We start from the raw sequence: 19,869 nt of genomic DNA, 5'->3' as shown, positions 1-19,869 counted from the left end.
GGCGTAAGCGTTTCGAGAACGCGGGGCGGGATGGGGCTCGGAGCCGCCCCGGTGGGCGGGATTCACCGGGCGCCGACGACAGCGGAATCGCCGCCAGGGTATCGGAGTACCGGATACGTTTCAGAGTTACAGCCACCGCTACGTGGTTATCGACTACCTTCGCACCAAGGTACGTCCCGGACACTGCTATTCGGAGATTACCCGGGATATCCGCCCTACTCCTCGCCCAGCTCCTCGTCGCCCTCGGGCGCGTAGTAGTACTCGCCCTGCTTCTTCTGCTTCCGGTCGAGCTGCGAGCCGGGCTTGTTGATGCGCGGCCGTCCGGTGTTCTGGTCGCGGCGGAAGGTGATGTCGAGGTTGGCGAGGAACTCGTTCATCCCCTCGCGCATCCCGACGGGCTGGCCGGCGTGGCCGCGTTCGGCCGGCGTGCCGTCGAACACCTGGAGCCGGTCGGCCAGCAGGTCGATCATGTAGATGTCGTGGTCGATGACCATCGCGGTGGCGTCGTTGTTCTCGGTGTAGCGGCGGATGGCGGTGGTCGCCTGGACGCGCTGTTCCACGTCGAGGAACGCGGAGGGCTCGTCCAGCAGGTAGAGGTCGGCGTCCTTCGAGAGGCAGGCCGCGATGGCGACGCGCTGGCGCTCGCCGCCCGAGAGGTCCGTCAGCTGCTGCTCCATGATGCGTTCGAGCTGCAGCGGCCCCGCGATCTCCGTGTTCCAGTACGAGGAACCGAAGTCGTCCGTGATGGAGGCGAGGAAGGCGTCGACCCGCATCGGCTGGTCGATCTCGATGTACTGGGGTTTGTAGGCGATGTCGAGACGCGTGTCGACCTCGCCGTCGGTGGGCTCCAGGCGACCGGTCAGCAGCTCGGCGAAGGTCGACTTCCCGATGCCGTTCGGGCCGACGATGCCGAGCACCTCGTTGTGCCGTATCTCGCCGGGCTCGACCTCAAGCGTGAACTCCCCCTCGCCGTAGGACTTGGTGAGCGCGGGGTACTCGACGAGGGTCTCCCCGTGGCTCCCCTGCCGGGGGGCGTGCTCCTCGAACCGGATGGCCGACTGCCGGATGCGCATGTTCTCGGCCTCCAGGTAGCCGTCGAGATACTCGTTGATGCCGTTCCGGGTCGACTTCGGCGTCGTGACGACGCCGAACGCCCCCGGCTCACCGTAGGTGACGTGGACCGTGTCGGCCACGAGGTCGAGGATGGCCAGGTCGTGCTCGATGACCATCATCGAGCGGTCCTCCTCCTCGGCGAGCTCCCGGATGAGCCGGGCGGCGGTCACCCGCTGGCCGATGTCGAGGTAGGGGGTGATCTCGTCGATGAAGTAGAAGTCGGCGTCACGGACCAGGGCCGCGGCCAGCGCTACGCGCTGGAGTTCGCCGCCGGACAGGGTGTCGATATCCTGGTCGACGACGCCGGCGATGCCGAGGCGTTCGGTGACCTCGTCGACGGCATCGCGCTCGTCGACGCCCGAGAGCAGGTCGATGGTCCGCCCGTCGAACTGGTCGGGGATGCGGTCGACGTACTGGGGCTTGCGCGCGACGTCGAGCTTCCCGCCACGGAGGTCCTCCAGGTAGTCCTGGAGCGCCGTCCCGCGGTACTCGTCGAGCACGGCCTCCCAGGAGGGTTCCTCGCGGTGGCGCCCGAGGTTGGGCGTGATCTCCCCCGCCAGGACACGGACCGCGGTCGACTTCCCGATGCCGTTCGGGCCGAGCACGCCGGTCACGCGGCCCTCCTGCGGGGCCGGGAGGCCGTACAGCCCGAAGGCGTTCTCGCCGTAGCGGTGGGCCGGCGACTCCGCTAACTCCCCGGGCAGGTTGATGATCTCGATGGCGTCGAACGGGCACTTCGTGACGCAGATGCCACAGCTCTCGCCGAGGCAGATCTCCTCGGAGATGCGGATCTGGTCCGGGGCGCCGTCCAGCAGCTCCGGGTCCTCGGCCTCGGAGCGCTTGGTGATGCACTCCTTGCCGGTGCGGTTGGGCGGGCAGTAGTTGGCGCACTCGTAGTTGCAGCGGTCGGGCTGGCACCGGTCCAGGTCCACGACCGCGATACTGTCCTCGGCCATCAGAGGGAGGCCCCCGAGCTGAGGAGCACCCCCCAGCAGACGAACCAGAACGAGAAGGTCATGAACACGACGTAGAGGACGTCCTTCGCGCCGAACTCGTCGACGTTCAGCTCGAGGAGGCCCGCCACGTCGATGCCCTGCAGGACGGCGAACTGGGCGAAGGTGAAGCCGACGAGCACGAACAGCGCGCTCCGGTCGGTGGCCCCCGTCGCGACCGTCGACGACACCAGCGCGGCCGCGATGCCCGCGAGCGCCGCAAGCGTCGTGACCGTCACCCCGCGCAGATGCGCGGTGGGGCGTTCGGCCGTATCGGTTGCCATACCCTGTCGTCGTCCGGCCGCGGGCAAAAGCGGTTCGCTCCGTCCGTCGCGTGCTCGGAGGGGCCATCCGGTCCGCTCGGAACCGGGGGAGTACCCCGCGAGCCACCCGATGTCATCGGCGCTGTTCTCCCCGTTTCCGGGCGGCACGCGCCCCGATGCCTCAATCTTTATACGGGTGGCATGCGTCAGTTGCATTCACAGATGGCAGAATCCGACGCGGAGGAACTCTCGGACCTCCCGCCGAGCGCGAAACTCGTCTTCAAAGTGCTCGAGTATAACGGGCCGATGACCCAGAAGGGTATCGTCGAGGAGTCCATGCTGTCGGCCCGGACGGTCCGCTACGCGCTGGAACGACTCGAAGAGATCGACACGGTCGAGGAGGACGTCTACTTCGCGGACGCGCGACAGAACCTCTACGAGATCATCGGGCCGGAGGCCGAGGCCGAGGCGCCGGCCGCGGCCGACGACTGACGGCGGCACGCCGACTTCTCTCCCGCTCTCCACGCCACCCAGCCACGGCGTAGTCAGTCCCCGCACGTCACCGTCCCGGACCGCGGGCGGCAGGAGCACGTCCGTCCGGGTGGTCGCGCCGCCAGTCCCGCCACGTCGCGACCAGCCCACGCCCGCAGAGCGGGCAGTAGGTCACCGGCGCCGGCCCGCCGAACCGGTCGTTCAGTGTTTCCTGGCCTTACGGCACCGAGAGCGGGTTGACCCGGGCGTGGCCCCCGGCAGCAGCCCGATGACCACGGCGCCGCCCGGCAGTCCGGGGTGGTCGTTCTCCAGCCGGTAGCGTCGCGCCGGGTCGACACCGCTCCAGTCGGCGGCGAAGGCCGGGTCGTCGATGGCGAGGAGGTCTGGCGGCTCCTCGCGGACCGTCGCCGGGATGCCGCTCTCGGCGACGGTGTCCGGGGTCCCGGGGGCACGCTCCCCAAGGGCGGCCCCCGTCTCGCCCGCCGAAGCGCCGCGGTAGCCGGTCAGGCAGCCGGCCACTCCCAGCTCCGGCCGCTGCCAGCAGCGCCCGTCGCTTCGTACGGGTATCCGAGGGCGAAAGCGGTTTACCCGACACGTGCGCTCGCGCGGCGAGCGCACGGCTGCGGCGTGGGTGGCGAGTTCGCGATGGGGAGCCGGGAGAGCCGCGAGGCTGCCGGGAACTGGCCAACGTGGAGAAGCGCCGGGCCGACTCAGGCGACGGCGTTCAGTACCTGGATGAGGACGCCGAAGAGGACGCCGAAGGCGACCACCGTCTTCGGGTCCACGGTCGGCGCGTTGCGGTCCTCGGAGTCGAAGTACCGGACGAGTCCGGCGCTGGACATCAGGCCGCCGGAGTTCTGCCCACTGCTCATGGCAGCACCTGCGCGAGCGGCGCACCTAACCCTTTCGACACGACGGCCGCATACGGGGCGCGGTCGGCGGCGACACCGGCGGCAGCGACCGGCTGGGAAATCCTTATGCGCGTGCCTCGGCAACCGCCGACAGTATGAGTGTCAGCCTGATGGACTTCCACGCGGACTGGTGTGGCCCCTGCAAGACACAGGACCCGATTCTCGACGAGCTGAAGAACGACTGGGGGGACCGGTTCGACCTTGAGAAGGTCAACGTCGACGAGGAACAGGACGTGGCCAACGAGTACCAGGTCCGGTCGCTCCCGACGCTCATCGTCGAGAACGACGACGGCGTCGTCGAGCGGTTCGTCGGCGTCACGCAGCGTGAGGACATCGAGGACGCCCTCGAGCGCGCCGGCGCCTGAGTCTGACACCCGACGCCGGACGGCCACTTCTCCTGTCGCTCCGTCACGGATCGGTATCACACGGAACCGAACCGTCCCGCCGATGACAGAGATATGCGGGTTGGAACGGCCTAACGGGGGAATCTGTGGGGTTCGGGGGCGGGAACGGTCAGAACTCGCAGGTGACGGTCCCGTCCTCGGTCAGCGTGATGACCCCGTCGAACAGCTCGCGGTACCCCTCGAGGACGGGTTCGTCGTGGACCTCGTCGGAGAGGTGGAACAGGCCGACGGCGTCGTACTCCGCCAGCAGGGCGAGCACGTCCTCGACGGCACCCCGGGTCCGCTCCTCGTCGGCGTAGTACGCGAGTTCGGTGATGGAGTCGAAACTGAGGCGGAGTTTCCCGTCGTGGTCCTCGAGGAACCGCTCGACGACCTCGACGATGCCGTCGAGGTCGTCCGGGGCCGCGACGTAGTGGACGTTGCTCGCCGACCGCCGGGAGTAGCCCCGCTCGACTGAGAGGGTGTCGAGGATGACGGCGTGCTCCTCATCGACGCCGTAATACTCCAGCTTCTGCTGGACCTCGCGGGCGGTGGTCCGGGTCGAAACGACCAGCAGGTGGTCGGTGTCGGTCTTGAGGAAGTCCGTGTCGATACGGTCGGTCTCGCCGGTGCTGGGATGGATCAGCAACACGCCGGTCCCGCCCGGAACGGTCGACGGCGCGTCCTCGATGGCCAACTCGTAGTCCATACCGGGCGAGGGCGTGGGAGCGTCTTAAATCCCGTGCGGGAGCGCCGGTCTCCGACCGGTTCGAGACGGTCGCGGAGTTCGATACCTCCCGCAGGGCTACTCCGGACCGTCCCGGTCGGGGTCGAACCGCGGCCGCTCGATGTCGGCCTCGTCGAACGCCGCCAGCGCCCGCCGGGTCACGTCCGAGGTGAGGAGGAACTCGTTGCCCAGGTCTGCGACGTACGCCTTTCCCCTCAGCGTCGTGTAGTAGGGGCCGTCCTCGACGATGACCGTGACCGGGTGGTCGCCGGAGAGCCGGACGTACGACGAGGTGAGGACGGCCTCCCGGACGAGCTCGACCGCGCGCTCCCGGTCGGCCGTGGGGCGTCGACGGCGCGGCGGTCAGTCGTCGCCGCTGGGGTAGTCCGCGCCGAGCACGTCGGCCTCGCTGGGGAGTGGTTCCTCGGCCGCGTCGCCGCCGGGCGAGACGCTGCCGGTCTCGTAGCCGGACAGGTCCAGCGTGACGTGGTCGAAGCCGGCGTCGGTGAGGTGCTCGCGGGCGGCCGCCGCGAAGTCGGTGTCGAGCGCGTACGCCAGTTCGTCGGCGCCGACCTCGATGCGGGCGAGCCCGTCGTGGTCGCGTACCCGGAACTGGTCGAAGCCCCAGGTCCGGAGGAGGCGCTCGGCCCGCTCCACCCGGGAGAGGCGCTCCTCGGTCACCTCGAGACCGGTCGGGATCCGCGAGGAGAGACACGCCATCGAAGGCTTGTCCGCGACCGAGAGGTCGTACTCGCGGGCGATGGCCCGGACCTCCGGTTTGGTGACGCCGGCGGCCAGCAGCGGGGAGACGGCGTCCATCTCGTCGACCGCACGGAGCCCGGGCCGGTGGCCGTCGCCGGGGTCGGAGGCGTTCGTCCCGTCGCAGACGGTCTCGATGTCGAGCTCGCGGGCGCGCTCGAACATGGCGCCCAGTCGCATCGTCCGGCAGTGGTAGCAGCGGTCGCCGTCGTTCTCGACGAACGCCGGGTCGTCCAGTTCGGAGAAGGTGACCTCCTCGTGACGGATGCCGATCTCGTCGGCAACCCGGCGGGCGTCGTCGAGCTCGGCGGTCGGGAGCGTCTCGCTCCGGGCGGTGCAGGCGACGGCGTCGTCGCCGAGGGCGTGGTGGGCCAGTGCCGCCACCACCGAGGAGTCGACGCCACCGGAGAACGCGACGAGGGCGCCGTCGCGCTCGGCGAGGGACTCGCGGACGGCCGCGGCCTTGCGGCGAACGCTGGCGGGGTCGGGCGTCCCGTCGGCCGTGTCGGCGTCCGTCGGGGGCTCCGAACCGTCGGGGCGGGCGTCGTCGGTCATCGTCGGAGGCAGGGTGGACGCGTTCAAAAGCGCTCCGGCCCCGTCGCGGCGCCGCACAGCCACCGAGGGCCTTTGCGTCCCCCACTCGAATCGCGGGTATGAACGACGGCACCGGCAGCGAGCAGGGCGACCGCTCCCGGCGGGCGGTCCTGCTCGGCGCCGCGGGGGCGACGGCTGCGCTGGCGGGCTGTTCGACCGGGTTCGTCGGGTCGACGGCGGACCAGCCGGACGAACCGACGGACACGCCCGACGCGGATGGCGGCCCGGAGCCGACGGCCGGCGAGAACGGGCGCTACACCGGGGCCTACCGCGCGACCGTCGACAGCGTGGCGGTCATCCGCGCCTACGGGCCGGACGGGCGCGCCGGTCAGGGCTCGGGCTTCGTCTACGACGGTCACATCGTCACCAACGAGCACGTGGTCGCGGGGGCCACCGAGTTCGAGGTCGGCTTCGCCGACCAGGACTGGCACGCCGGCGAGGTCGTCGGCGAGGACGTCTACTCCGACCTCGCGGCCATCGAGGTGGGGACGCTACCGGACTACGCGACCGACCTCTCCTTCGTCGAGCGCGAGCCGCCCATCGGGACGGAGGTGCTGGCCGTCGGCGCCCCGTTCGGGCTGGGCCAGTCGGTCTCCGCGGGCATCGTCAGCGGGGTCGACCGGTCGCTGTCGGCCGCGAACGAGTTCGTCATCCCGGACGCCATCCAGACGGACGCGGCGGCCAACCCCGGCAACTCCGGCGGGCCGCTGGTCGACCTGGACGCGAACGTGGTCGGCGTGGTCAACTCCGGCGGGGGTGACAACATCGCGTTCGGCATCAGCGCCGCGCTCGCACAGCGCATCCTGCCCGCACTCATCGGGACCGGCGACTACACCCACCCGTTCATGGGGGTCGGCCTCCGACCGGTGGCGCCCGTCCTCGCGGAGGGGAACGACCTCGAGTCCGTCCGGGGCGCCTACGTCGCCAGCGTCCGGTCGGGCGGCCCCTCGGCCGGCACGCTCCGCGGCTCCAGCGGCTCGACCGTCGTCAACAACGTCGAGGTGCCGACCGGCGGCGACGTCATCGTCCGGCTGGACGACACCCCCATCCGCACGCTGAACGACCTCTCGATCTACCTGGCCCTGGAGGCGAGCCCCGGGGACGAGTTGGCCGTCGGTATCGTCCGCGACGGGGAGGAACGGACGGCCCGCCTGACGCTCGGGGAGCGGCCGGACCCCTGAGCCAGCACTCGCGGGGCGCGCGGCTCCGTCCCCCCGGCGTAACGCTCTCCATTCGATAGCCCGTAGCACCGGCTATGCCCGGCGTACCCGACGCGTTCCGCTGTGACACCTGCGAGCAGGACGTGTCCCGCGAGGCCGCGACCCGGAGGGGGACGTTCGGCGACCTCGACCCGGAGAAGTGGCAGAGCTTCTGCTGTCCGGACTGTGGACGGAGACTACGGACCGTGTTCGTCGCGCTGGAGGACTGACCGCGGGCCCGGTTACACCTCGCCCAGCCCGGGGTCGACGATGGCGGCGTCGCGGGGGGCGAGCCGCGAGTGCGGGAACGAGTAGCGCCGGCGGTCCGCGAGCGGTTCCCCGCCGTCGAACGGGTAGACGACCTCGACGACCGGGTCGTCGCGCGGGTAGCCCGCGTTCGTCTCGTAGTCCGCCACCGGCCGGCCCGTGCCGTCGACCGCGACCGCGTCGGCCCGGTCTGCCGTCACCCGCACGACGAGCACGGCGTCGCCCGTCTCGCGGTCGGTCGCGAGGTCGCCGGACTCCAGCCGGCAGCCGCGGCAGTAGTCGGGGCCACCCTCCGGGACGAACCCCTCACGCCCGCACCCCCGGCAGGTGCCCCGGACCTGCCCGGGCGCGGGAATCCGGCCACGGGTGACCTCGATGGCGACCCGGCGGAGGTGCTTGCACCGCTCGCCCCGGATGCGGTGGTCCGGGCAGGTGCAGTCCCCGTCGGGCAGGTCGACGCGGTAGGTCCGGCCGGCGCCGTTCTCGACGTCGTACCGACCCTCGCCGGTCGCCCGGACGGTCATCGGCTCCGTCCAGGCCCGTGCCGAGCGGCCATCGAGCCGGCTCGTGTCCGGTGCGAGCGGCTGTGGCCCCGCGCCGGTCCGGCCCGTCCCGTCGCCGGTCGTCTCCATCACGTGCTCGACCACGGGCCGCTCCCGGTCGGGGTCGACCCCCCTTCGTTTCGACTGCGATTCATCCGATGACGCGGGTTTGTGTTCTGTATGCGTCATACGTGTGGATCGCGCTGTTTCCATCCGAAACCAGGGTTTCGACGGTTATAAGTGCCCCGCTAGCGGGGTGGAAGTGGAACCGCCGGACGTGGCAGGGGCGCGGCCACGGGTCGGGACGGGGGTCCGGCCGCGGCCCGCTTCGAAGTCCTTTTGAATCGACCGGCGGAATCCCGCGCTATGGCCCCCGACAGGGAGACGGTGACCGAGATCGCCGTCGCCGTCGCCGCCGTCGTGCTGTTCGCTGCCGGCATCGTCGCCGTCGGGCGGATGTCCGGGCAGACCATCGACGGCATCACGCTGGTCGGCGCCATCACCGGCTTCATCCTCGTGATGGCGGTCATCGGTGTGACGTTCGCGTACCGATAAGCCCGCTACCCTCCGATCTCATCGGCAACCGTCGGCATAGGAAGGTTATATCGGTTGTTATCACTCCGTCTTCCGTCTTCCGAGTGGAATCCGAGTTCGCACGCCTGCCGGCTGGCGCATACCGCCGTGACCGACGAGTGAGCGCCGGGTGACGGGACCCGCCGCGGCGCTGTGGCGACGGTTGACTCAGTCGGCCGTCGCGTCCTCCTCCGCCCCGCTCGGCTCGCCCGCCCGGCGCTCGTAGTACGAGAGCGGGTGGGCGATCTCCGCGCAGAGGTCGTCCTGGTTCACGCAATCGCCGTAGGCCTGCATCGTCGCGCAGGAGGGCGGCGCGAACGCGACCCCGCGGTCGTCGCGGAGCCGTTGGAGCTGGTAGCGGACGCGCTCGGGGTCGTCCAGCCCCGCGATGGCAGCGATGTCGTGGGCGTCGAGGTCGTCGAACGTGGCGAGGAAGCCGACCAGCGCGAACCGGGAGTGCTCGGGGAGGTCCTCGCCGTCGCGCGACCGGTCCAACAGCGCGTGCATGCAGGGCGGCAGCGACCCGGGCTCCATCCGTCCGGTGAACGAGCGCGGCGGGTCGGCGTCCGCGACGGCGGTCCGGAGCTGGCCGACCGCCTCGGAGAGCCCCTCGGCGATGGGGTCCGGAACCGTCAGCGGCAGCCCCTCGGCGACCCGCTCGCGGACGGCCTCCCGCAGTAGGGTCTCCAGCTCGGCGTTGTCGACTGGGACGACGCCGTCGTGGAGCCGGCGGCGGACCAGCCGCCAGTCCTCGCCGTCGAGGCCGCTGCTCAGCCGGAGGTACGCCGCGACCGCCACGTCGAACTGGCCGTCACCGGTCGGGCGGACGTCCCCCGAGAGGCCGAAGTCCGCGAGCAGGTCCCCCAGCGACAGCGTCTCGCCGCCGCTCCGGAGCGACCGCTCCTCGGCGAAGTCGGCGACGAACCGGCGCTGGGCCAGGGCGGCCTCCGCGCGGGCGTACTTCTCGGTCGCGCCGGGGGCGTCGAGTAGCGAGACCAGCACCCGCGCGACCGGGTAGGAGAGCAGCTCCGCCCGCGCGCCGTAGCGCTCCTCGCTCTCGGCGGTCCCCTCCAGCAGCGCGCGCCGCACCCGCTCGACGCCGCGCTCGACTGCCGGCCCGCCCTCCCGAACCAGCGCCACGAGGTCGACGTCCGCGGACTGGACGGCCTCGCGGGCGGCGGACAGGAACGGGTAGCGCGCGTGGAGCCGTTGCACGAGCGCACGGTGTGGAGCCGTCGTATTGAACGCGGCGGTCGGCCGTCCCCGGGTCGACACTCACTCCCACGGATGTCGTCCGCGGTCGGGCCACAGCGGGTACCAGTACTCCTTCTCGGGCTCGACCTCGAGTTCACCGTCGAGCACGCTCTCGAGCTTGAACTCGAGGCGCTCGACACGCTCCTTCCGGCCCCCGGGGTCCGGCACGAACGGGTAGTACGCCCCCCGGCGGAAGGAGTAGAGCCAGTACGCGGTCCCGTCCTCGTCGGCGCGTTCGAACGCGAAGGCCGCGGCGAGCAGTCGGGAGCCGAACCCGCGCTCGGTCAACTCGTCGGCCGCGAAGTGGACGCTCGTGACGAGGTCCTCCGGGTCGTCGTCGTGGAGGACGACCCACTCGTACCCCTTCCCGTCCGTGCGGACGTCGAACGCGGTGCCGGTCTCGGTCTCGCCGGCCGCGAGGATGTCCTCGATGGCTCGCACTGCGGCGGTGAACTCCGTGCTGTCGACGCCGGAGAAGCAGAGCGCCGCGTCACCGGTCGACCGGTAGCCGAGGTCGGCCTCCATCGTCACGTAGGCCGTCGACATCCCGAACAGGTCGTCCGGGTCCGCCCGGCGCGTGGCGTCGGCCTCCGCGCGCATCCCCAGCGCCTCGCGGAGCGAGTCGAGGAGTCCCATTCGTGCGCGGGACTACGTCCGTGGGGCGTTTCAGTCGTCCGGTGGGGTCCGGGCCGACCGTCACGTCTCCAGTTCCCGCTCCAGGTTCCGGAGCTCCTCCACCCGCTTCTCCGTCGGCGGGTGGGTGCTGAACAGCCGGCCGACGATTCCCGAGCGGAGGGGGATGATGAAGAACGCGTTCATCTCGTCCTGGTCGCGGAGGTCCTCCTCCGGGACCTTGTCCATCGAGCCGTCGATGGTGAGCAGGGCGGAGGCGAGCGCCGAGGGGTTGCCGGTGATGGCGGCACCGCCGCGGTCGGCAGCGAACTCCCGGTAGCGGCTGAGCGCCCGGATGAGCAGGAACGAGACGATCCAGACGACCAGCGAGACGAGGATGGCCACGACCACGCCGCCGTTCCGGTTCCGGCCGCCGCCGAACAGCCAGCCGAAGCGCACCACCAGGAAGGCGAGCGTCGAGAGGAACGAGGCGATGGTCATCACCATCACGTCGCGGTTCTTGATATGCGCGAGCTCGTGTGCGAGGACGCCCTCGAGTTCCTCGTCGTCAAGCCGTCGCAGCAGGCCGGTCGTCACGCAGACCGCGCTGGACTCCTGCGAGCGGCCGGTCGCGAACGCGTTCGGCACCCGCGAGTCGGCGACGGCGACCGTCGGTTTCGGGAGGTCGGCCTGCTGGGAGAGCCGCGTCACCCTGGCGTGGAGGTCCGGATACTCGTCCTCGTCGACGACGGAGGCGCCCATCGAGTAGAGCGCCAGCTTGTCACTGAAGAAGAACTGCCCGAACGAGAACAGCCCGATGATGAGCACCAGGGCGAACAGGCCGACGTACTGCGAGAGGATGCCGATGAAGCCGATGTAGAGGGCGACGAGCAGGAACATCGTCAGGAGCATCCGACCCCGCAGCCCCCAGTCCGTCTGCCAATCCATGCGTGATACTACGTCAGGGGTGGTTATAATCCTCTCCGTCGGCAGCCACGGCGCGTGCTATGGCTCACCCGTCCGTCGTGGGTCGTCACGGCGGAGTTAAACCGCCGGCCACCGAACCCCGACGCATGACGGACGCATTCGTATCGGCGGTCCGAGAGGCGAACAAGACCGAACTCTCCCGGCTGGGCTCCTCGAAGGCCCTCTACGCGCTCACCGCGGGCGAGATGGAGCCCGACGCGGTGCTGACGGCGATGGCCGACGACCACCACGTCGCCGCCGGGACGTACGAGGCCTGGGCCGACGAGGCGGACGGCGACGCGGCCGAACTGTTCGCGGCCGCCGCCGCGGCCGAACGGGAGGCGTACGAGACCGTCGCCGGGGAGGTGGACGACCACGACCCCGGCTCGGCCCCCGACCTGTACGACGCGATGGCCGACGCGGAAACGACGGCCGAGCGGCTGGGCGCGTTCGTGGGCCGCACACTCGTCGCGAAGGCCCACCGCTCGCAGGCGACCGGCTTCTTCACCGGCCAGGCCGACCCGGGGACGGCGAGCACGTTCCGCGGGCTCGGCGGCGACCTGGAGGACCACCTCGAGGACGCCGTCGCGCTGCTGTCCGACGACGATGCCGACGCGGCCGAGCCCCTGGCGGACGCGGTCGTCACCGCGGCGTACGACGACTACTTCGGGACGCTGGAGGAGATGGGGGTCAACCCGAAACCGGTCTGCTGACGCGCCCGTTCCCCGACGCCCGCTACTCCACGCCGGTCCCCGTGGCGGCTTCGGGCAGGTCGTACTCCGTCACCTCCAGCCCGAGTTCCTCGATGGCCGCCGCGAGATGTTCGTCCTTCGCGTAGTCGGCGCCGTCCGCGACGCGGAGGCGCTGGGCCGTCGCCAGTACCTCGCCGCGGCGGTCGTCCGGGATGTCGTACTTGTCCGCCGAGAGCTCGATGACGAGGCCGTTGTTGTCCGTGGTGTACAACGAGTGGAAGGCCCCCCGATCGAACACGTTGTAGCGCTTGCCGGCCTCGTCCAGCGCGTCCATAACGGTCTCGTAGCGCCCGGGGTCGAGCGAGAAGCAGAGGTGGTGGACGGCGCCGACGGCGCTGCGCTGGCCGCCCTGGTTGGAGGGCCGGTCGCCGACGAAGACCGTCAGGATGCGCCCGTCGCCGGTATCGAAGAACAGGTGCGTCTGCGAGGGGTCGTCGAGGTTCGGCTGCCGGAGGACGAGCGGCATCCCCAGCAGGTCACGGTAGAAGGCCAGGGTGTCGGCCTCGTTCGAGCCCCAGATAGTGATGTGGTCGGTGCCGGTCGTGTGGATGGGCGCATCGGGCAGGTCGGCGGTGACTTCGGGGTCGTCCGCCGTGCCGGCGCCCTCGTCCGCGGCGTCGCTCATCTGCGGTCGTACGCGGGCGGGTCTCATAAGCGCTCGCGGGAGCGGTCGCGCTCGACCGGGTTCCGAGGGGACGGACGTATCAGAACGAATCGGTGCGTTTGCGACATGTACCCACTACAGTTCGGCAGAGCGGCGCTTCGGGCCGTTATCCGTCCGCCCACTCCGTCGCGTTCTCCCGGACCACCGTGGCCGGGTCGGCGGTCGCCGCCGCGGGCGCCCCGGAGGGGTGCTCCAGCACCGTCACGCCGCAGTTGGCCATCGAGTGCTCGAGGAAGGCGTCGCGCACGCCCAGCCCCTTCACGTGGCCGAGCAGGAAGTGGATGGGGCCGCCGTGGGTGACGACGAGGACGGTTGCCTCGTCGCCGACCTCCGCCAGCAGGTCCGCCCAGCCGTCGAGCACGCGGTCGCGGAGGTCAAGCAGCGACTCGCCGCCCTCCGGGGTCTCGGTCGCGGCCTCGACGGCGGCCTCGCCCAGGCCGAACTCCGGGAACCGGTCGTACATGTCGGCGTAGGTGAGCCCCTGGTAGATGCCGAGGTCGCGCTCGCGCCAGGCCCGGCGGTAGGCGACGCGGTCGCCATCGGGGACCAGCCCGAGCGGCTCGCAGAGCCGGGCCGCGGTCTCGCGGGTCCGCAGCAGGTCCGAACAGACCGCCCGGTCGACGTCGTAGCGGCCGGCCAGCCACTCGCCGGCGGCGACCGCCTGCTCGCGGCCGAGCTCGTTCAGCGGCACCGGCGCCCACCCCTGCATCCGGCCCTCGCTGTTCCAGTCGGTCTCCCCGTGCCGGACGACGACGACCGTGGTCATGGCCCGGCTTCGTGAGGGGTGCCTATTCGCTTTCCGGGTCGACCCCGTCACCGTCGGCCACCCGTTCGGTGACCGCCGCCGTCCCCTCCTCCCGGCCGGCGGGGTGGGTGTCGTCGTGGTCGGCGACCGGCTCGTGCAGCGGCTCCCCGTCACGGCGCACGTCGACGGTGACGCCGTCCTCGGTCCGGCGGACGTAGAACTCGGCGAGGCCGGTGTTCTCCGGCCACCCCTCCGCCATGGCCGTCTCGAAGTCCTGGCCGCGGACGTAGGCGAGCAGGAGGAACAGCGGCCCGCCGTGGGTCACGACCAGCACTGTCTCGTCGGGTGCCGCCTCGGCCACCAGCGCCTCCCAGCCGTCGACGACGCGCTCCCGCGTGTCGATGAGCGATTCCCCGCAGGGGGGCGTCGCCTGGGCGCCCGCGACCCCGGCGTGCAGCAGCGAGTACTCCGGGTGGCCCTCGAACACCTCCTCGACGGTGAGCCCCTGGAGCTCGCCGAACGAGCGCTCGCGCCACCGGCGGTCGAACGTCGGCTCGACGTCGAGCGTGCCGAGCAACTCGGCGGTCGTCTCGCGTGTCCGGCGCAGGTCCGACGCCACGACCCGGTCCACATCGTACGCCGCCGCGATTGCCGTGCCCGCCCGCCGGGCCTGCTCGCGACCCCGGTCGGTCAGCGGCGTCGGCGCCCAGCCCTGCATCCGTCCCTCGCGGTTCCAGGTCGTCTCTCCGTGCCGCAGGAGGAGTACCGTCGTCACTGCTGACCTATACGATTGCGGACCGTATGAGGGTGGCGCCGAAGGCGAGCGGCCCCGGTCCGGGCCGCGTCGAGAGGGGTGGTCCGTATCGATTCGCGGGGGAGCGCGGCGGGGCGTTTCCGGGTTTCGTCACTCAGAAAGGACTCACTCGAACGTTTATGCCATAACTACGACCGCTCTGGAAATAAGACCGCAGTATCGCCGTTATGCCTCGACGGCGAGGCCGGACTCCCGGAGCGCCTCCCCCGGCGTCGCGTCCTCGTGGACGACCAGGTGGACGGCCCGCGTCATCGCCTCGGGGTCGTCGTGCTGGAAGACGGTCCGCCCCATCGAGACGCCCGCGGCGCCGGCGTCCATGGCGCCCCGGACGGCAGCGAGGGTCTCGCGGTCGCCGTCCGGCTCGCCGCCGGCGATGACGACCGGCAGCCGCGTCGACTCGCAGACGTGCTCGAACGACTCGCTGTCGCCGGAGTAGGCGGTCTTCACCACGTCGGCGCCCAGCTCCTCGCCCAGCCGGACGGCGTGACCCAGCGCCTCCGGGTCGGACTCGTCGACGCCGGGCCCACGGGCGTACGTCATCGCCAGCACGGGGAGGCCGTACTCGTGGGCCTCGCTGGTCAGCCGCCCGAGCTCCTCGATCTGCCCGGGTTCGTGGTCCGAGCCGACGTTGATGTGGAAGGAGACGGCGTCGGCGCCGGCCCGGATGGCGTCGGTCACGGTGCCGGTGGTCCGTTTGTCGTTCGCGTCGGGACCCACGGCGGTCGAGCCGTTGAGGTGGGCGATGTAGCCCGCGCCGTTCTTGTTGGGATGGACCCGCGGGGCGACCCCCCTCTGCGTGAGGACGGCGTCGGCGCCGCCGCGTGTGATGGCCGCGATGGTGCTCTCGATGTCCTTCAGGCCGGCGACCGCGCCGATGGTGATGCCGTGGTCCATCGGCACGACGACGTACCGGCCGTCCGTGCCGATACGCGCCAGGCGGGCCGCCTTCCCTGTGCCTGCATCCATGGGGCGTGGTGTGGCAGGTACGACCAAGGGCGTTCCGGTCGGGGATGACGTTGCGCGCACCCACGACGGCACCTCGAACGAGTCACCCCGACCGGGAGTCCGCTCCCGACGCAACGGGGAGTTCGAGGGTTATCTCGGTCCCGCCCGCCGCGCGCTCGGCGCAGTCGATGTCCCCTCCGGCGGCCGTGACGATCCACCGGACCAGCCAGAGGCCGAGTCCGCTGCCGTGGTCGAGCGGCGTCGGGTCGACCACGCCGGTCAGGAGCCGCTGCTCCCGCTCCGGGAGCCCTGGACCCGCGTCGGCCACGCTGATGCTGACCGTGTCCCCCCGGTCCGAGGCGGTGATCCGGACCGGTGGGGCCGCCCGGTCGACGTGTCGGACAGCGTTGTCGACCAGCGCGGCGATGGCCCGGTCCAGATGCCCGCCGGAGGCGACCGGCGGAAGCTCGCCCAGCTCGACCGTCACGTCGGCCACCTCGGCCGCCCGGAGGCCCGCCAGCGCCGACTCGACGGCCTCGTCGACGGCCGTCGAGTCGAGCGTCGGGTCGGCGTCGAGCACCCGCTCGATGTCCCGGGCCTCCTCCCCGAGGCGTTCGAGCGTCAGCGCGCTCGCCCGCATCCGTCGGACGGTCGCCGCCGCGTCGGCGTCGTCCACGTCGGCGGCGAGCGTGTCGGCCAGCTCGATCAGGCGGTCGACCTCCTCGGAGAGGTCGTTGCGGACGACACGGTTGAGGACGGCGAGCTCCCGCTCCTGCCTGATCTCGTCGGTCAGGTCGGTGTAGACGGCGAACCCCCGGTCACCGTCCCGGTACGGGACCCCCCGGTAGAGCAGTGTCCGGACCCCGCCCTCGGTCCGGCGCTCCACGATCGCCCGGTTGGACTTGCCCGCGGCCGTCCGACGGTCGAACCGGTCGCTCCGGTGGGCCCGGTCGCCGGGCACGATGAGGTCGTTCAGTGGTGTCCCCTCGACGGCGGCACGCTCGACGCCGAACAGGTCACAGAAGGCGTCGTTGACCGTCCTGATGACCGGCTCCCCGGCCTCGAACTCGAAGTCGACGATGCCGTCCTGAAGCGTCTCGAACAGCAGTCGGAACCGGTCCGCCGAAGGGTCCCCCGAGGGCCCGCTGTCGTCGTCGGTCTTCATCACTCGTCCGTATCGCACTGGGACGTAAGTACCTTGCAACCAATGTCCTATAGGACACTTTACCGAATATCCAGTGTTCTCGTGGCGCCATGCATGGATGTTCGTAGGTATCCATCCCGTATTACCGTATGGTACCGGCTTCGGGCTGTCGGGACCGGCCAGTGGGGGACGGCGTCGGGCGGCGCTTTGCCCGAGTCAGTCCGCCTGCGACGCCTCGGGTTCGGCGGCCGCGAGCGCGCCCTCTTTCAGTTCCCGGCCGAGCGCCTCCAGTTCGGCGGCCGTCTCCTCGGGAGGTCGGTCCTCGGCGTGGCCCTCGGCGACGATGTCGACCAGCGCGCTCCCGACGATGGCGCCGTCCGCGCCGGCGGCGATGACGTCGCGGGCCTGCTCGAAGGAGGAGATGCCGAAGCCGACGGCGCGAGGGAGGTCGGTCCCGGTCTCGGCGACGCGGGCCAGCGATTCGGTGGTTCGGTCGGAGACGCTCGCCCGGGCCCCGGTCACGCCCAGCCGGGCCTGGACGTAGAGGTACCCCGAGGAGAGGTCGACCAGCCGCTGGAGCCGGTCGTCGCGGGTCGTCGGGGCGACGATGGACACGAGATCGCGCCCGTGCGCGTCGCAGGCCGCACGCAGCGGGCCGGCCTCCTCGGCGGGCAGGTCCGGGACGACGAACCCGTCGATGCCCTCGGCGGCGGCGCGCTCGACGAACGGCTCCGGTCCCTCCTCGTCACCGTACTGGTAGATGAGGTTGTAGTAGGTCATACAGACCAGCGGGACGTCCACGTCGAGCGCGGCGACGAACTCGAAGTAGCGCTCGACGGTCATCCCGCCGTCCAGCGACCGGACGACGGCCTGCTGGATGGTCGGTCCCTCCGCGATGGGTTCCGAGAAGGGTAGTCCGAGTTCGATGACGTCGGCGCCGGCCCGCTCCAGCGCCTCGACGTACGCCAGCGAGGCCTCGAAGGTCGGGTCGCCCGCCGCCAGGTACGGGACGAACGCGGGCTCGCTCTCGAACGCCGCCGGGATGCGGCTCTCGCCGGTTCCGCCGCTCATCGAAGCCCCTCCCCGTCGAACACGTCCATCTCGGGGGCGTTGGGCAGGTCGCGGCCGGCGGTCTCCTCCATGGCCGCCGCGAGGTCCTTGTCGCCGCGCCCGGAGACGTTGATGACGACGTACTCGCCCAGTTCGCTCGGGTCGTCGTGCTGCTCCAGGTAGGCGACCGCGTGGGCGGTCTCCAGCGCCGGGATGATGCCCTCCGTCTGGGAGAGCCGGTGGAACGCCGCCAGCGCGGCGTCGTCATCGACGTTGACCGCGTCGACCCGACCTTCCTCGACCAGGTTCGCCAGCTCCGGGCCGACGCCGGCGTAGTCCAGCCCCGACGAGACCGAATGTGATTCCATGATCTGGCCGTCCGTGTCCTGCAGCACCTTCGTCCGGGCGCCGTGGAGGACGCCCTCGGTACCGGTCGACAGTGACGCCGAATTCGGCGCGACGCCGCGTTCCTCGTCCACGTCGAGGGTGGAGCCGCCGGCCTCGACCGCGTAGAGGTCGACATCGTCGACGCCCTCGGGGTCGCTGTCCCGGGGGTCGACGAACTCCGAGAAGATGCCCATCGTGTTGGAGCCGCCACCCGCACAGGCGACGACCGCGTCCGGCAGCCGGCCGAACGCCTCCCGGGACTGGCGCTTGGTCTCGGCGCTGATGGGCCGGTGGAAGTCACGCACCATCGACGGGAACGGGTGCGGGCCGACGATGGAGCCGATGATGTAGTGGGTGGTCTCCACCGTCGTGGCCCAGTCCCGCATCGTCTCGTTGATGGCCTCCTTCAGCGTCCCGCGGCCGACCTCGACGGGGGTGACCTCGGCGCCGTTGATTCGCATCCGGAACACGTTGGGGCGCTGGCGGTTGATGTCGCGCCGGCCCATGTAGATCTCGCAGGGCATGTCCAGATGGGCGGCGGCCATCGCCGTCGCGGTGCCGTGCTGGCCGGCACCGGTCTCGGCGACGATGCGTTCCTTGCCCATGTACTTCGCCAGCAGACACTGGCCGAGGGCGTTGTTGAGCTTGTGGGCGCCGCCGTGGAGCAGGTCCTCGCGCTTGAGGTACACCTCCGTCCCGTAGCGCTCGCTGAGCTGGTCCGCACGGCCCATCGGCGTGGGGCGGCCGCCGAAGTCCCGGATGCGGCGCCGGAACTCGTCCATGAAGCCGTCCTCGTTCCCGAGGACGTACCGCTCGTAGGCGTCGGTCAACTCCTCGATGGCCGGCATGAGTGCCTCCGGGACGTACTGGCCGCCGTAGTCCCCGAACTTCCCGTCGCGTCGTTGCTGTTGTTCGCTCATGAGTCGGTGTCCTCTGTGTCGCTGCCCGCCGCGGGCGTCGTCAGTCGCTCGGTGTTCGCGCGGACCGGGCCGTCCATGATGGCCGACCCGATGAGCAGGGCGTCGGCCCCGGCCCGTCGCATCCGCGCGACCGCCTCGTTCGTACTGATGCCGCTCTCCGCAATCAGCGTGACGCTCCCGCGCTCGGCCGTCGGCAGCGAGTCGGCGACCCGCTCGAAGGTGCCGAGGTCGACCTCGAGGGCCGCGAGGTCGCGGTTGTTCACGCCGACGACGTCCGCGCCGGCCGCGAGCGCCCGCTCTAGCTCCGCAACGTCATGGACCTCGACGAGAACCTGGAACCCCCGCTCCCGCGCCGCCTGCACCATCGGTTCGAGGTCGGTGCCGAGGAAGCGGGCGATGAGCAGGACCACGTCGGCCGCGACGGCGTCGAACTGGGCCTCGTGGAGCAGGAAGTCCTTCCGGAGCACCGGCACGTCGACCGCCTCGCGGATCCGTTCGAGGGCGTCGGTCGACCCGCCGAAGTGCTCGGGCTCGGTCAGTACCGACAGCGCCGCCGCGCCCCCCTCGACCATCGCCGTGGCCAGCGCGACGGGGTCCTCGTCGCGTTCCCCGTCGGTGGTGGGGGAGGTCGGTTTGACCTCCGCGATGACCGGCACGCGGTCGTCGGCCTCGGCCGCCGCGAACGCCGCGGGCAGCGACCGGGGGTCGACCGCGACCCGCTCGTCGCCGCCTGACCGCTCCCGGGCCGCCGACAGGATGGAGCGCACGGCGGGGGCCAACTCCGACTCTGTGGTATCCATT

The 19,869-nt window shown here is 71.1% G+C and carries 24 protein-coding genes; 6 read left to right on the top strand and 18 right to left on the bottom strand.

What is annotated here, in order from left to right:
- Positions 1-215 precede the first annotated feature (215 nt).
- On the bottom strand, positions 216-2,069 hold the full coding sequence (locus DP107_RS05300) for a ribosome biogenesis/translation initiation ATPase RLI (RefSeq protein WP_144261104.1): 1,854 nt from the start codon (positions 2,067-2,069) through the stop codon (positions 216-218).
- Entirely contained in the window at positions 2,069-2,389 is a 321-nt protein-coding gene (locus tag DP107_RS05295; RefSeq protein WP_144261103.1) for an EMC6-like membrane protein, read from the bottom strand. Before DP107_RS05295 ends, DP107_RS05300 begins: the two co-directional genes overlap by 1 nt.
- 201 nt (positions 2,390-2,590) lie before the next feature.
- Between DP107_RS05295 and DP107_RS05290 the strand changes: the two genes are divergently transcribed.
- Positions 2,591-2,860 carry a MarR family transcriptional regulator gene (locus DP107_RS05290; protein WP_144261102.1) on the top strand — a complete coding sequence of 90 codons (270 nt, stop codon included), beginning with the start codon at positions 2,591-2,593 and terminating at the stop codon, positions 2,858-2,860.
- 201 nt (positions 2,861-3,061) lie between these two features.
- On the opposite strand, the gene DP107_RS05285 is transcribed toward DP107_RS05290, so the two are convergent.
- Positions 3,062-3,379 (bottom strand): hypothetical protein, encoded by a 318-nt coding sequence (locus DP107_RS05285; RefSeq protein WP_144261101.1) that lies wholly within the window; start codon positions 3,377-3,379, stop codon positions 3,062-3,064.
- Between the two features lie 191 nt (positions 3,380-3,570).
- Complete coding sequence (locus DP107_RS05280) at positions 3,571-3,732, bottom strand: preprotein translocase subunit Sec61beta (RefSeq protein WP_144261100.1); 162 nt, start codon at positions 3,730-3,732, stop codon at positions 3,571-3,573.
- 134 nt (positions 3,733-3,866) lie between these two features.
- On the opposite strand from DP107_RS05280, the gene DP107_RS05275 reads away from it, so the two are divergent.
- The gene (locus DP107_RS05275) at positions 3,867-4,136 is read left to right on the top strand and encodes a thioredoxin family protein (RefSeq protein ID WP_144261099.1); all 270 of its coding nucleotides are present in this window, start codon (positions 3,867-3,869) and stop codon (positions 4,134-4,136) included.
- Positions 4,137-4,284: 148 nt separating this feature from the next.
- Here the strand turns inward: DP107_RS05275 and DP107_RS05270 are convergent, their stop codons facing one another.
- Both DP107_RS05270 and larE read right to left on the bottom strand, forming a co-directional pair.
- A complete protein-coding gene (locus DP107_RS05270) occupies positions 4,285-4,863 on the bottom strand; it encodes a DUF7090 family protein (RefSeq protein ID WP_144261098.1) in 579 nt (192 codons plus the stop codon).
- A gap of 381 nt (positions 4,864-5,244) precedes the next feature.
- Complete coding sequence (larE, locus tag DP107_RS05265) at positions 5,245-6,195, bottom strand: ATP-dependent sacrificial sulfur transferase LarE (RefSeq protein WP_144261097.1); 951 nt, start codon at positions 6,193-6,195, stop codon at positions 5,245-5,247.
- 98 nt (positions 6,196-6,293) lie between these two features.
- On the opposite strand from larE, the gene DP107_RS05260 reads away from it, so the two are divergent.
- Together DP107_RS05260 and DP107_RS19855 are read left to right on the top strand one after the other, a co-directional pair.
- A complete protein-coding gene (locus tag DP107_RS05260) occupies positions 6,294-7,415 on the top strand; it encodes a S1C family serine protease (protein WP_144261096.1) in 1,122 nt (373 codons plus the stop codon).
- A gap of 74 nt (positions 7,416-7,489) precedes the next feature.
- Positions 7,490-7,663 (top strand): hypothetical protein, encoded by a 174-nt coding sequence (locus tag DP107_RS19855; RefSeq protein WP_185977181.1) that lies wholly within the window; start codon positions 7,490-7,492, stop codon positions 7,661-7,663.
- A 12-nt stretch (positions 7,664-7,675) separates the two neighbouring features.
- Here DP107_RS19855 and DP107_RS05255 read toward each other — a convergent pair whose 3' ends face one another.
- Positions 7,676-8,431, bottom strand: a complete 756-nt coding sequence (locus DP107_RS05255; protein WP_238330780.1) for an SWIM zinc finger family protein — start codon at positions 8,429-8,431, stop codon at positions 7,676-7,678.
- Between the two features lie 177 nt (positions 8,432-8,608).
- On the opposite strand from DP107_RS05255, the gene DP107_RS05250 reads away from it, so the two are divergent.
- The gene (locus tag DP107_RS05250; RefSeq protein WP_144261095.1) at positions 8,609-8,797 is read left to right on the top strand and encodes a DUF7472 family protein; all 189 of its coding nucleotides are present in this window, start codon (positions 8,609-8,611) and stop codon (positions 8,795-8,797) included.
- Positions 8,798-8,983: 186 nt separating this feature from the next.
- On the opposite strand, the gene DP107_RS05245 is transcribed toward DP107_RS05250, so the two are convergent.
- The 3 genes from DP107_RS05245 to htpX are packed head-to-tail and all read right to left on the bottom strand — an operon-like array spanning position 8,984 to position 11,629.
- The gene (locus DP107_RS05245; protein ID WP_144261094.1) at positions 8,984-10,030 is read right to left on the bottom strand and encodes a DNA primase large subunit PriL; all 1,047 of its coding nucleotides are present in this window, start codon (positions 10,028-10,030) and stop codon (positions 8,984-8,986) included.
- Between the two features lie 60 nt (positions 10,031-10,090).
- Positions 10,091-10,705 carry a PspA-associated protein PspAB gene (gene pspAB, locus DP107_RS05240; protein WP_144261093.1) on the bottom strand — a complete coding sequence of 205 codons (615 nt, stop codon included), beginning with the start codon at positions 10,703-10,705 and terminating at the stop codon, positions 10,091-10,093.
- 60 nt (positions 10,706-10,765) lie between these two features.
- Positions 10,766-11,629, bottom strand: coding sequence for a zinc metalloprotease HtpX (htpX, locus tag DP107_RS05235; protein WP_144261092.1), 864 nt, complete (start codon positions 11,627-11,629; stop codon positions 10,766-10,768).
- A 125-nt stretch (positions 11,630-11,754) separates the two neighbouring features.
- On the opposite strand from htpX, the gene DP107_RS05230 reads away from it, so the two are divergent.
- On the top strand, positions 11,755-12,360 hold the full coding sequence (locus tag DP107_RS05230; RefSeq protein ID WP_144261091.1) for a rubrerythrin family protein: 606 nt from the start codon (positions 11,755-11,757) through the stop codon (positions 12,358-12,360).
- Between the two features lie 22 nt (positions 12,361-12,382).
- Here the strand turns inward: DP107_RS05230 and DP107_RS05225 are convergent, their stop codons facing one another.
- The 8 genes from DP107_RS05225 to trpC form a co-directional block, all read right to left on the bottom strand.
- Positions 12,383-13,024, bottom strand: a complete 642-nt coding sequence (locus DP107_RS05225) for a VOC family protein (protein WP_144261090.1) — start codon at positions 13,022-13,024, stop codon at positions 12,383-12,385.
- 145 nt (positions 13,025-13,169) lie between these two features.
- Positions 13,170-13,829 carry a histidine phosphatase family protein gene (locus DP107_RS05220; protein WP_144261089.1) on the bottom strand — a complete coding sequence of 220 codons (660 nt, stop codon included), beginning with the start codon at positions 13,827-13,829 and terminating at the stop codon, positions 13,170-13,172.
- Positions 13,830-13,851: 22 nt separating this feature from the next.
- Positions 13,852-14,583: a histidine phosphatase family protein gene (locus DP107_RS05215; RefSeq protein WP_144261088.1), complete on the bottom strand. Its 732-nt coding sequence runs from the start codon at positions 14,581-14,583 to the stop codon at positions 13,852-13,854.
- Between the two features lie 204 nt (positions 14,584-14,787).
- Complete coding sequence (locus DP107_RS05210) at positions 14,788-15,588, bottom strand: 2-amino-3,7-dideoxy-D-threo-hept-6-ulosonate synthase (RefSeq protein WP_144261087.1); 801 nt, start codon at positions 15,586-15,588, stop codon at positions 14,788-14,790.
- An 82-nt stretch (positions 15,589-15,670) separates the two neighbouring features.
- Positions 15,671-16,732, bottom strand: coding sequence for a PAS domain-containing sensor histidine kinase (locus DP107_RS05205; protein ID WP_144261086.1), 1,062 nt, complete (start codon positions 16,730-16,732; stop codon positions 15,671-15,673).
- A gap of 195 nt (positions 16,733-16,927) precedes the next feature.
- Positions 16,928-17,782 (bottom strand): tryptophan synthase subunit alpha, encoded by an 855-nt coding sequence (trpA, locus tag DP107_RS05200; protein WP_144261085.1) that lies wholly within the window; start codon positions 17,780-17,782, stop codon positions 16,928-16,930.
- Positions 17,779-19,068 carry a tryptophan synthase subunit beta gene (gene trpB, locus DP107_RS05195; protein WP_144261084.1) on the bottom strand — a complete coding sequence of 430 codons (1,290 nt, stop codon included), beginning with the start codon at positions 19,066-19,068 and terminating at the stop codon, positions 17,779-17,781. Before trpB ends, trpA begins: the two co-directional genes overlap by 4 nt.
- Entirely contained in the window at positions 19,065-19,868 is an 804-nt protein-coding gene (gene trpC / locus DP107_RS05190; protein ID WP_144261083.1) for an indole-3-glycerol phosphate synthase, read from the bottom strand. The genes trpB and trpC overlap by 4 nt, the downstream gene beginning before the upstream one ends.
- Position 19,869: the final 1 nt, after the last annotated feature.

Source organism: Haloglomus irregulare, from assembly GCF_007421925.1.
GTDB lineage: Archaea > Halobacteriota > Halobacteria > Halobacteriales > Haloarculaceae > Haloglomus > Haloglomus irregulare.
Note: the sequence above shows the minus strand (reverse complement) of the source record. Positions and strands in the feature narration are given on the sequence as shown.